The organism is Actinoplanes sp. NPDC026670 (assembly GCF_040638175.1).
Classification (GTDB): Bacteria; Actinomycetota; Actinomycetes; order Mycobacteriales; family Micromonosporaceae; genus Actinoplanes.
Map to the genome: position 1 here is coordinate 24539 of NZ_JBEZXU010000041.1, position 12100 is coordinate 36638.

Annotated in this window: 8 protein-coding genes; 2 read left to right on the forward strand and 6 right to left on the reverse strand. The window is 72.9% G+C overall.

Features of this window, described 5'->3' with window-relative positions; translation table 11 throughout:
* Positions 1 to 167: 167 nt before the first annotated feature.
* Positions 168 to 1526 (reverse strand): type VII secretion protein EccB, encoded by a 1359-nt coding sequence (eccB, locus tag AB0E94_RS33160; RefSeq protein WP_360334552.1) that lies wholly within the window; start codon positions 1524 to 1526, stop codon positions 168 to 170.
* Between the two features lie 7 nt (positions 1527 to 1533).
* Complete coding sequence (gene eccD / locus AB0E94_RS33165) at positions 1534 to 2943, reverse strand: type VII secretion integral membrane protein EccD (protein WP_360334555.1); 1410 nt, start codon at positions 2941 to 2943, stop codon at positions 1534 to 1536.
* A 75-nt stretch (positions 2944 to 3018) separates the two neighbouring features.
* Between eccD and eccCa the strand changes: the two genes are divergently transcribed.
* On the forward strand, positions 3019 to 6966 hold the full coding sequence (eccCa, locus tag AB0E94_RS33170; protein WP_360334558.1) for a type VII secretion protein EccCa: 3948 nt from the start codon (positions 3019 to 3021) through the stop codon (positions 6964 to 6966).
* Between the two features lie 16 nt (positions 6967 to 6982).
* Here the strand turns inward: eccCa and AB0E94_RS33175 are convergent, their stop codons facing one another.
* The 4 genes from AB0E94_RS33175 to AB0E94_RS33190 form a co-directional block, all read right to left on the reverse strand.
* Positions 6983 to 7915: a hypothetical protein gene (locus AB0E94_RS33175; protein WP_360334561.1), complete on the reverse strand. Its 933-nt coding sequence runs from the start codon at positions 7913 to 7915 to the stop codon at positions 6983 to 6985.
* Positions 7912 to 9111, reverse strand: coding sequence for a type VII secretion protein EccE (locus AB0E94_RS33180; protein WP_360334564.1), 1200 nt, complete (start codon positions 9109 to 9111; stop codon positions 7912 to 7914). Before AB0E94_RS33180 ends, AB0E94_RS33175 begins: the two co-directional genes overlap by 4 nt.
* A gap of 19 nt (positions 9112 to 9130) precedes the next feature.
* Positions 9131 to 10756, reverse strand: a complete 1626-nt coding sequence (locus tag AB0E94_RS33185) for an AAA family ATPase (RefSeq protein ID WP_360334567.1) — start codon at positions 10754 to 10756, stop codon at positions 9131 to 9133.
* Positions 10757 to 11018: 262 nt separating this feature from the next.
* A complete protein-coding gene (locus tag AB0E94_RS33190) occupies positions 11019 to 11711 on the reverse strand; it encodes a DUF4191 domain-containing protein (RefSeq protein ID WP_360334570.1) in 693 nt (230 codons plus the stop codon).
* Between the two features lie 137 nt (positions 11712 to 11848).
* On the opposite strand from AB0E94_RS33190, the gene AB0E94_RS33195 reads away from it, so the two are divergent.
* Positions 11849 to 12013, forward strand: coding sequence for a hypothetical protein (locus AB0E94_RS33195; RefSeq protein WP_360334573.1), 165 nt, complete (start codon positions 11849 to 11851; stop codon positions 12011 to 12013).
* Positions 12014 to 12100 lie beyond the last annotated feature (87 nt).

The following is a 12100-nucleotide window of genomic DNA, read 5'->3' on the forward strand; positions in this document are numbered from 1 at the left end:
CGGAACCTGGAGCGCCTTGATCGCGCGGCATTGCGGTTGGGTGGTGGGGGTTTTGGTGAGGGCGGGAATCGCCGCCCGGCGGGCGCGTGGTCGGCCGGGAGGGGCCGCCGGCGTCGCGTGGGCCGGCGGGGCGGAGTGGTCTGACGGGAGGTGTGGTTCGTACCGAATCAGGGGTTTTGGGGTGGGAGAAGGGCTGCCGCCGGGTCCAGGGTGACGCCCGTGGGGATCGAGTTGATCAAGGCGGTGGGGATTTCGGCGGCCAGGGCAGGGGGGTAGCCGAGGCTGGCGAGGGCGTCCTGGTTGGGGATGGGATGGCGTAGGCCCACGTCGGTGACCAGGGTGAAGGAGCCGGATCCGGGTACGCGGACCAGGGCGAAACGGCCGCCCGTCACCTGGATGCGGTCGGCCAGAGGGCGGCCGGAGTCGTCGGTTCCGGTGGTGGGGATGGCGGCGTTGTAGGCCGTGGCCGGGCCGCCGACCGTGACGTCAGGTGGTTTCGCCGCGTCCCGGGTGATCGCGCACGCGGATTCGTCGCCGGGCACCGCGGCCAGGCGGGGGACCTGATCGGGGCCCCGGACGGTCGTGTCGTCGGCGTTCCGGGAGCGGCTCTCCGGGATGTCGGTGAGCTGGCCGACGTTGATTTTGCGGGGTTCGCCGAAATCGGGGGAGGCGCTCAGGACCACCTGCTGGACCGCGGTGATCGGGGCCCGGCCGTCGTCGAGGATCAGGTTGAACTGGCGGCCGCTTCCGGTGTCGGTGACCAGGATGTCGCCGATGTCGAAGCCGGGAGCCGCGTCCGACGGGTCGCCGAGATCGCGGACGGTCAGCGGGGCGATGTCGGCGCCGGACGGAAGGGCGTTCAGCCAGGCGGCGCCGAACTGGACGGGTGACTGGTTGCCGAACAGGGCCACCACCGTGGTGCGGTCCGGGATGCGGTGTTTGCGGCCCTGCCAGATCAGGTGGGTGGCGGCGCCGTCGGTCACCAGCAGCGCGCGGTCGGCCAGTGCGGCGCCGGCCGGGCCGGTGGCGCCGACCAGCAGGATCGACTGTGGACGGTTGCCGGGGATCGCGCACATCGCCCACGGCAGGCCGGCCTGGGCGGACGCGTCCGGCAGGGAGGCCGGCGCGCCCGCGATGCCGATGGTCACACCGCGCGGGGTGCCGGCCAGCGATTTCGCGGCGATCCGGAACACCGGCGGGTTGGGGCGGCCGGACGCCAGTTTCGCCGACGTGAAGTTGAGCGCCGGGTTGAGACGGCTGCGCAGGTAGACGAAGCTGGCGCCGGTCTCCCGTTCGACGACGACCGAGCCGTCCTTCTGCCACTGGTCGGCGCCGGTCCGGGTGAGCAGGCCGTAGATGCCGAACCCGGCGGCCACCAGCACCGCCACCATCAGGCCGCCGAACAGGGCGCCGATGCCGCGGCGCAGCGGCGACTGGGCCGGGTCGGTCTCCCGCATCACGAACGCCGAGATCACCCGCTGGTTCATGAACTGGTACGACTGCAACTGGTCGCGGCGGGAGATCATCGCCGGGTCACCCGCCGACCGAGGCGAACAGGCCGCGGACGCCGTCGAAGACGCCCGCCACCGCGCAGGCCAGCGGGATCAGCGCCATGATCGCGACGATGTCGAGGATGTCGCCGGCCCGGCCCAGGTACGGCGAGGGGGCCTTCCGGCTGTAGATCAGCGCCGACGGCAGGGCCACCGCGATCACCGCCGCGGCCAGCGCGACCAGCACCACCCCGGACACGGCGCCGGTGACGACCGGGCCGACCCCCAGCCCGGCCAGGCCGAGCAGGCCCGCGGTCAGCAGCGGCACCCGCTGCTGCGGGGTGGGCAGCAGCCGCGCCCGCAGCAGGAGCGCGGCGATCGCCGCGACCATCAGCAGCACCGCCGCCGTGTCCGGCCCGGACAGCGCCAGCCAGGTCATCACCACGATGCTGCACAGCGCCGCCGACAGGATGAACCCGGACAGCACCTCGGACGCCCGCACCACCGCCGCGAACACGTCGGCCCGGCGCGGCGTCTGCTGGTCCTTGAGGATGTCCTCGGCCCGGTTCGGCAGGTCCGGGAAGGGCAGCCGGCCGATCCAGCCGGCCAGCACCGGATAGGCCGGGAGCAGCCCGATCGCCGTGGTCAGCGCCACCGCGGCCGCGCCCTCGGCGGTCACCCCGGCGAACACCAGGGTGGCCGCGAGCAGGCCGGTCAGGGCGGCCGCGATGCCGGCCACGAAGAGCCTGGTCAGCCCGGCCACCCCGGCGTGCCCGAGCACACTGATCACCAGCAGCGCCGACGAGCCGAGGACCAGGCCCGGGGCGCCGACCGCGAGGAATCCGCCGCCCGGTTCGGTGAGCAGCCAGGCGCCGCCCAGGAACGCGTACGGCAACCCGCTCGCCGCGATCACCCCGCCCGCGTTCGCGTCCTTGAACGCCCGTGACAGCAGGATGCCGAGCACCGCGCAGGCCAGCGAGACGATCAGCGCGATCACCCCGGGAACCACCCAGCCGGGGCCGGTGGCGGCCAGCCCGGCCAGGCCGAGCAGCAACGCGCCGGCGGTGACGGCCAGGCCGCAGCGCCTGGTGGCGGCCGGGCTCCAGGTGCGGCCGGCCCGCCGGGAACCGCTCGCGATCACCTCGACCACGTCGTCGTACGCCAGCTCGGGCCAGTCCTCCCGGGCCGGGTCGAGGTGCAGCAGCTCACCGTCGCGGACACCCTGCGAGGCGAGGTTGCGGCCCGGCTCCAGGGTGGTGCCGGTGGCCCGGCGCAGCACCCAGCCACCGTGCCGTTCGGCCGGTTCGCCCAGCGCGCCCTCGGCGTGCCGCAGCAGATGCGGCAGCAACTCGGCGACGAGCATGTTGTCGGGCAGGGCGAGATCGAGACGGCGGGTCGGCGCCGCGATGGTCACCCGGGCCAGCGAGGGCCCGCTCGCTGCGGGTGCGCTCACAGTGGACAACGTAGCAGGATCGGACACCGATCACGGATAGGATGATGTCGCTACGTCACACGCGGGGAGCCCAGAGTGACAGTAACGATCATCAAGCGGCCACCGCGCCGGCCCGCGCCCGTGATGCCGTCCGGCGAGGTCCCGCTCGACCCGCCGCCGGAGATCCCGCCGCCGCAGGGCAAGGGCTGGAGCCGGATGCTGATGATCCTGCCGATGGGCGCGGGCGCGGCGGCGATGGGCCTGATGATGGGCGCCCAGCGGGGCGGCCCGATCACCTATGTGGCCGGAGCGATGTATGGGGTGTCCATCCTCGGCATGTTCGCGATGATGCTGACCAACACCTCCGGCCCCGGCAAACGCGAGATGATCGAGGCACGCCGGCAGTACCTGCGTCACCTCTCCCAGCTGCGTGCCCAGGTGCGCAACACGATCCGGCAGCAGCGCGAGTCGCTCTACTACCGCAACCCCGACCCGGAGACACTCTGGACGTTCACCGACAGCGGCCGGCTGTGGGAGCGCCGCCGTGGGGACGCCGACTTCACCGTGGTCCGGATCGCGGTCGGCCCGCAGGAGGTGGCCACCCGGCTGGTCCCGCCGCAGACCCGCCCGGTCGACGAGCTGGAGCCACTGTGCACGATGGCGCTGCGCCGGTTCCTCAACACCTACTCGGTGGTGCCGGACCTGCCGGTGTCGGTGGCGCTGCGCGACTTCTCGCACATCTACGTGCGCGGCGCCGACCCCCGCACCCACGACTTCGTCCGGGCTCTGCTGGCCCAGATGGTCACCTTCCACGCCCCCGACGACCTGCGCATCGGCGTCTGCGTGCCGGATCACGAGCGGGCCCGGTGGGAGTGGGTGAAATGGCTGCCGCACACCCAGCACCCGGGCAAGACCGACGCGATCGGGCCGGTGCGCCTGGTCGCGCCGAGCGTCCCGGCGCTGGAGGCGATGCTCGACGACGTGCTGGTCAACCGGTCCCGGTTCGACCCGGCCGGCGCACCAGGCGGCGGCCCGCACGTCATGGTGATCATCGACGGCGGTTCGACGGCCGGCTCCGACCATCTGATGACCGAGGGCGGCGTCGCCGGGGTCACCATCGTCGACCTGTCGGTGCCGCCGCCGCGGCTGCTCGACGACAGCTCGGTGGTGCTGGAGATCGCCGCCGACGGCACGGTCACCGGCACCACCATGGACGGTCCGACCGAGGTCGGCCGGGCCGACGTGCTGAGCCTGGCCGAGGCCGAGGTGCTGGCCCGGGAGCTGGCGCCGTTGCGGCTGTCGGCGGCCTCGCAGGCGGACGCGCCGGCCGTCTCCCAGGACACCGGGCTGGCCGAGTTGCTGGAGCAGGAGGATCCGTACGGCATCGATCTGAACGAGTTGTGGGCGAGCCGGCCCAACCGGGACCGGCTGCGGGTGCCGATCGGGGTCGGCGCCGACGGCCGCCCGGTCGAGCTGGATCTGAAGGAGTCCGCGCAGGACGGGATGGGCCCGCACGGCCTGCTCGTCGGCGCGACCGGCTCGGGCAAGTCGGAGCTGCTGCGCACGCTGGTGCTGGCGCTGGCCATGACGCACAGCCCGGAGATCCTCAACCTGCTGCTGGTCGACTTCAAGGGCGGCGCCACGTTCGCCTCACTGGACCGGCTGCCGCACACCGCCGCGATGATCACCAACCTGGAGGACGAGCTGCCGCTGGTCGACCGGATGCTCGGCGCCATCCAGGGCGAGCTGACCCGGCGGCAGGAGCTGCTGCGCAAGGCCGGCAACTACGCGTCCCAGCGCGACTACGAGCGGGCCCGGTCGGCCGGGGTGCCGCTGGCCCCGCTGCCCAGTCTGCTGTTCATCGTCGACGAGTTCTCCGAGCTGCTCAGCGCCCGGCCGGACTTCATCGACATGTTCGTCCAGATCGGACGGGTGGGCCGGTCGCTCGGCATCCATCTGCTGCTGGCCTCGCAGAAACTCGAGGAGGGGCGGCTGCGCGGGCTGGAGTCGCACCTGTCGTACCGGATCGGCCTGCGGACCTTCTCGTCGATGGAGAGCCGGGCCGTGCTCGGGGTGCCGGACGCCTACGAGCTGCCCCGGTCGCCCGGGCACGGCTATCTGCGGACCGGCACCGACGGGCTGATCCGGTTGAAGGCGGCGTACGTCTCCGGGGCGGTCCGGCAGAGCGGCGACCTGCCCGGCGCGGGCAGCCGTGGGGGGAACCCGATCCGGGACTTCTCCACCTTCTACGTGGCGCCGATCCTTCCCTCGCCAGAGGAGGACGCTGCCCCGGTGGAGGAGAACGCCGTCGGGGACACCCTGATCGAGGTGCTGGTCCGGCAGATGGAGGGCAAGGGCGCGCCCGCCCACGAGGTGTGGCTGCCGCCGCTGGACAAGGCGTCCACGCTCGGGCAGATGCTCCCACCGGTGATCACCGTCGAGGGCCGGGGCCGGACCGTCGACGCCGAAGACCGGTACGGCTCGCTGCACGCGCTCGGCGGGATCATCGACAAGCCGTACGACCAGCGGCGCGACCCGATGTGGCTGGACCTGTCCGGCGCGGCCGGCAACGTGATGATCGTCGGCGCGGCCCAGTCGGGGAAGTCGAACCTGCTGCGTGCCCTCGTCGTCAGCCTGGCCCTGACGCACACGCCGCGGGAGGCGCAGTTCTACGGCCTCGACTTCGGTGGCGGGCCGCTCAGCGCGCTCGCCGACCTGCCGCACGTCGGCGGGGTGGCGACCAGGCGCGACGTGGACAAGGTGCGGCGCACCATCGCCGAGCTGCACGGGCTGATGCGGGCACGGGAGGAGCTGTTCGCCGCCGAGAACGTGGAGGGCGCGGCGGCGTACCGGCGGGCCCGGTCGCAGGGCCGGTTCGCCGAGGACGCGTTCGGCGACGTGTTCCTGGTGGTGGACGGCTGGTCGACGCTGCGCACCGAGTTCGAGGACCTCGAGGCGACGGTGCACGAGCTGGCCAACCGCGGCCTGGGGTTCGGCATCCACGTGCTGGCCGCCACGAACCGGTGGATGGACGTGCGCCCGCAGATCCGGGACGTCTTCGGCACCCGGATCGAGCTGCGTCTCGGCGAGGCCGCCGACTCGGTGATCAACCGGCGGGAGGCGGTGAACGTGCCGGAGGACGCGCCCGGCCGCGGCCTCACCCCGGACGGCTTCCACTTCCTGGCCGCGCTGCCCCGGATCGACCGGGAGCAGCGTGTCGACGATCTCGCCGAGGCGGTCGCCGACCTGGTCCGTGACGTCTCCGCACAGTGGACGACGGCCCCGGCCCCGGCGGTCCGGCTGCTTCCGGCCGAGCTGCCGTTCGAGGCGCTGCCCCCGGCCCGGGGCGCGCTGGTGCCGATCGGGATCGCCGAGGCCGACCTGCAGCCGGTCGCCCTGGATTTCGACGCCGAGCCGCACGCGCTGCTCTTCGGTGACGTGGAGAGCGGCAAGAGCTCGTTCCTGCGCAGTCTGGCCCGGTCGATCGCGGCCGCGCACAGCCCGTCCGAGGCCCGGCTGCTTCTCGTCGACCTGCGGCGCAGCCTGCTCGGTTGTGTCCCACCGGAGAAGACCATCGGGTACGGCACGTCGCACCAGGTCACCGCGGACCTGATCAACCAGGTGGCGGTGGCGATGCGGGAGCGGCTGCCCGGGCCGGACGTCACCCCGGAGATGCTCAGCAACCGCAGCTGGTGGAAGGGCCCCGAGCTGTACGTGCTGGTCGACGACTTCGACCTGATCGCGTCGGCCACCCCGAACCCGTTGACGCCGTTGCTGGAGTTCCTGCCGCAGGCCCGTGACATCGGCCTGCACGTGGTGATCACCAGGCGGATCGGCGGGGCCGGGCGGGCCCTGTTCGACCCGGTGATCGGCCGGATCCGGGAGCTGGCGTCACCCGGGATCATGATGTCCGGCCAGCGGGAGGAGGGCCCGATCTTCGGCAACCTCAAGCCGCAGCCGCTGCCGCCGGGGCGGGCCTGGATGGTCACCCGCAAGCACGGGGCGCGGCTGGTGCAGCTGGCCTGGTCCCCGCCCACCCGGTGACCGCGGCCGGCCCCGTCTATCGGCGGGGTGGCCCCAGGTACTGCTGCTCGATACCGGTCTGATGCAGGAACAGATAGCGGTCGTCGCCGTCGCCGATCAGCGCCATCATGTCGTCGTTCATCTGCTGGAGGAGCTGCCCGTTCTGCGGCCGCAGTCGCAGCGCCGCCGCGGCCAGGGCCGCCTCGTCACCGCCGAGCCGTTGCAGCACCACCAGACCGGCCTCCTGCACCGCGGCCATGCCCGGCCGGTCCAGCTGCCGCAGGATGGTCAGCTGCGAGTGCCAGGGTCCCAGTGGCGGGCTCGTCATCGGGCCGGTCACACCCAGGTCGTAGACGGTCAGCAGCGGGGTCTGCGCGGTCCCGCCGGCCGGCCCACCCGGTTCCGTGGCCACCACGGTGAGCCGGTTCTGCTGGCCGGTGGCCCGCTCGCCGAAACCGGCCCAGGCCCGTGGCTCGGTCGTCACCACGACCACCCGCACCCCTGCCGAGAACGCCCGGAAGATCAGCAGCTGGGCCGCCCACACCCCGCCGACCAGGGTCACCCGAACCGGATCCGGGGCGAAGAGCCGCAACGGCACCGGCACCTGCTGCTGATCCCGGCCGAGCAGCAGCCCGGCCAGGGCCGGCGGAGTCGCCGTCACCCGGCGCAACCCGGAACGCGGCACGGTGTGCCAGCCGATCCGCAGCCGGCTCGTCTGCCCGGACGGCCCGGTCCGGTCCGGCGGCCGGTCACCGTCCGGCCCCGACGGCGGGCCGCCCGGCTCATCCGGCGGACGGGTCAGCGGGGTCGGCGTGGCCAGGGGAGCGGACGTCACCGCGGGCGCGACAGGCGCCCGGGCGATCGGCACGGCGGCCCGGGCGACCGCGGGCGGGGCCGGGACCGGCTGCACGACCGGGGCCGGCTGCGGCTGGACGGCGCGCTCCTCCGGGTACGGCATCGGGTAGCTCATCCGGCGCCACCCCCGGTCGGGGCGGTCGCGTACGCCGCCGGGCCCTGCTCCCCGTCGAGTGGCTGCAACTCGCCGCCGACCCGCCGGACCCCCTCGACCAGCACCTGGTCCAGCGCCCGCAGATCGGCGTCGGGCCGGGTGGCCAGCCTGATGAACGCCCGCACCGGCACGTCCTCGCCACCCGACGCCCCGAGCACCAGCGCCACACTCGTCAGCGCGGCCGGGGCGGTCGACGCCCACCCGAACAGCGACCCGATCTCGGTCGCCGACGCCGGCCAGGTGCGCAGCCAGTACGTCCGGTGCACCAGCCGGGCCGACCGCCAGAAGTTCCACGCCTCGTCCAGCCCCGGGCCGTCGGCGAGCGCCCACGGCTCCACGTCACAGGACCGGGCCAGCAGCGCCAGCAGCCCGTCCGCGTCCAGCGGCCGGCCGGCCACCCCGAGCCGCCGCAGACTGGTCACCACCTTGCGGGCCAGGCCGGCGACGAGCGTGGCCGCCGCCTCCGGATCGGCGGTGTGATCGAGCAGCGCCTCGGCCAGCGCCTGCGCGTCGACCCGGATGCTGACCGACGACTCGCGGTAGGACGGGACCGGCCCGGAGCCCGTGGCATCGGCCAGCTGCCGGTAGGAGACCCCCGACGGCGAGGCGGCCGGCACGTCCGGGCTCGGCGCCGGCACCGTGTGCGTGACCAGCTCCATCACCAGGCCCGGCTGCCCGGTGCCGGCGAGGATGCCGAGCAGCGTGTCCACCGGCAGCGGCGCGGCGGCCGGGTCGAGCGTCACCACGCTGAACCAGCCGGCCTCGTCCCGGGCCACCCCGACCGTGCCGTCGGCGGCCGTCACCTCGTGCACGGTCAGGCCGGGCGCGATCGTGCGCAGCGCGGCCAGCACCGGGCCGGGCCGCGGATCGATCCGGGCGGCGCGACGGCGGCGATGATCGCGGGCCACCTGCCGGTGCTCCAGCCACCAGCGGTTCTGCCGGCGTGCGAAGAAGGCGAACAGCAGGGCCGCCGAGCCGGCTCCGACGAGCAGCAGCACCACCGGGGTGGCGGCCAGCGACGCCGCGAGCGCCAGCAGCACCGCCTCGGCCACGAGGATCTGCGCGAGGCTGAGCGATCCGAGATGCCCGCGCCGGGCCACCGCGCGGACCGGGACCGCCGGCGCTGCCCGATAGGTGGTTCCTTCGCCACGGTGCACGTCTCACCTCCCTGTCGGTTCAGCGTGTGGCCACTCGCAGATCGGCGAGCATCAGTGTCCGAAGGTCGTCACGGCTGGGCATCCGGCCCATCGCCCGCAGCCGGCCGGACTGCGCCTTGCGCATGCCCTCCAGCAGCCGGCGGGCCTCCCGGGCGTTGCCGAAGTTACGGTCCCGCTCCAGCTGTCCGAAGTGCTCCCACAGCGCCTCCGGCAGCCCGTCGGCGAACACGTAGTCGTCGTTGCGGGCGATCCGGTCGGCGATCATCACCAGTTCGTCCGGGCCGTAGTTCTCGAATTCGAGGGTCTTCGCGAACCGGGAGGCCAGACCCGAGTTCGCGTCCAGGAAATCGGACATCTCCCGGGTGTAGCCGGCGACGATCACCGCGACCTGCTCCCGGTGGTCCTCCATCAGCTTCACCAGGGTGTCGATCGCCTCCTGGCCGAAGTCGGCGGCCGCCCCACCGGCCCGGGCCAGTGTGTACGCCTCGTCGATGAACAGCACCCCGCCCATCGCGTCCTCGAACACCGACGTCGTCTTCTCCGCGGTGTGCCCGATGTACTGCCCGACCAGGTCACGCCGGGACACCTCACGGAACTGCCCGTCCGGCAGCACCCCCAGCGCCTTCAGCAGCCGGCCGTAGATGCGGGCCACGGTGGTCTTCCCGGTCCCCGGGGAGCCCGTGAAGATCAGGTGGTGGCTGGCCGAGCCGACCGACAGGCCCGCGCCGCGCCGCCACTCGTTCACCTGGATCTCGTCGATCAGCGACCGGACCTCGGCCTTCACCCCGGCCAGCCCGATCATCGAATCGAGCTCGGTGAGCAGCCGCTCCACGTCGGCGGCGCCCTGCGCGGCAGCCCCCAGCAGCTCCGTCACCGTCGCCGTGGCCCGGGCGTCGACGTGCACCGGCGGATCAGCGGTCTCCTCCACCCGGCACTGCTCGATCCCGGCCGTGCAGCCGGCGCCGATCACGATCCCCGGCCCGTGCGTCTGGTGCACCCACGTCTCGACGATCCGCACCGAACTCCCGTTGGCCGCCACGATGCCCGCGTCACCGGCGCCGGCGACCTCACAGCGCTCGATCCGCGGCCGCCCCGACTGGTAGACGTAGACACCCCGGTAACCGCAGTCGGTGATCCGGGTGTCGCGGATCACCGGATCCGCGCCGAGCCGCACGATCACCCCGTCGTCCGAGACGCCGCTGACCGCACACGAATCAACCGTGCCGCCCGCGTCGGAGAAGACGAAACCGTGCTGGCCGGCGACCACCCGCACCTCCGCGGCGTCCACCGTCGCGCCGCCCTCGGCCTGGAGGCCGGCGCCGTAACCCGCGGACAGCTCACAGCGCCGCAACCGGACCCGGCCGCCACCGATCGCCACCGCCGGATAGTCGTCCGACACCAGGGCCAGACCCTCCACCTCGACCTCGCCCGACGCCACCGCCAGCGCCGGGCCCTCCAGACCCGACGCGTCCACCACCGCCGAACCCGGATCACCCGACGCCCGCACGGTCAGCCGGCGGCCGGCCAGGTCGATCCGCTCCCGATAGGTGCCCGGGGCCAGCAGGACGACGGCGCCGTCGGGCGCCACCTCGAGAGCATCGCGCAGGGTCGGATAGGTGCCCGGAACCGCCAGGGTGCTGACCACGAGCGGAACTCCTTCGTGCCCAGGGTGCAGGTCGGCGTCACTGTCCGGCGTGGACCGCCGGAAAGCGGCGTAGACCCGAGGCTATCGCCCCGGGCCGATCATGGAGACCCTTGTCGATAAAAGGTCACTCCCGGGGTCCGGCATTTTTGGTGGTACGGCCACACATGCACGTCACGACAGGACAACGGCAGCCCGCCCCGGTACTCGGGACGGGCTGCTGCTTTTCGGGGCCGCTCGCCCCGTACCCCAGAGGGGGTTTTGATCAGCGGGGGCGCTGCTGCCGGAACGCGCCCTTGCTCGGCCGCATGTTCTTGGGGATCGCGCCCTTGGGCATCTGGGGCCGCGCCATCAGCGCGCCGAGCCGCTTGTCCAGGGCGTTGACGTCCTTGCCGGTCAGGTTGCGCGGCAGGCGCAGCATCGTCGAACGCAGCTTGCGGATCGACAGCTGCCCCTCCTCGGAGCCGATCACGTAGTCGTAGATCGGGGCGTTGCCGATCACCTTGACCAGCCGCTTCTTCTCCTGGCTGAGCAGGTTGCGCACCCGCTGCGGGTCACCCTCGGCGAGCAGGATCACACCCGGCTTGCCGATCACCACGTGCACCATGTCGAATTGCGTCGTGGAGCTCGCGGCCGGGCGGACCCGCCAGTCGCCGCGCATGTTCTCCATCAGTGAGGCGGCGGCGCCGGGCTGGCCCTCCGCCACGTTCATCATCGCGGTGTTGGACCGCAGATTGAGCACGATCAGCACGGCCAGCAGCGTGAACAGGATGCCGACCGGGATCCACAGCCAGCCACCCGTCAGGAGCACGATCGTCACGGTGATCGCGACCGGGATCGCCACCGCGCCGACGACCAGCGGGACGAACCACTTGTCCTGCTTGGCGGTGAACGAGAACACCTGGCCGATCTGCTTCAGGCGCTCGCCGAACGACACCTTCTCCTGGGGTTTTGCCATGCCCGGAAGTGTAGTGGGGCTCAGGTACCTTACGGCGTCCCGGGGACCTCAGGAGTCGTGAGTAAGGAGGGGCCGCCGGGAGAGATGAGGCGGTGTCCCCATGCTTGGGGGCTGCCTTCGGGCGAAGAGTCCCTCTCATGATTCCCTTCAGCGACCCCGGCACCCACTCCCAGCTCGCCCGTTTCCGCATCGACGGCATGCTCCAGGACGCCTGCGAGCACCGTGTCGTCCATCGGAAACAGTCCGAACGGCCGCGTCTTCTCCGGCGCCTGCTCTTCCGCCGCCGGACTCCCACCCCATGATCGTCTTCTCCGGCGCCAGGTCCTCACCTCATGATCGTTTTCCCTGGCGCCGGGCTCTCACATCATGATCGGGGCGGAAAATGTGTC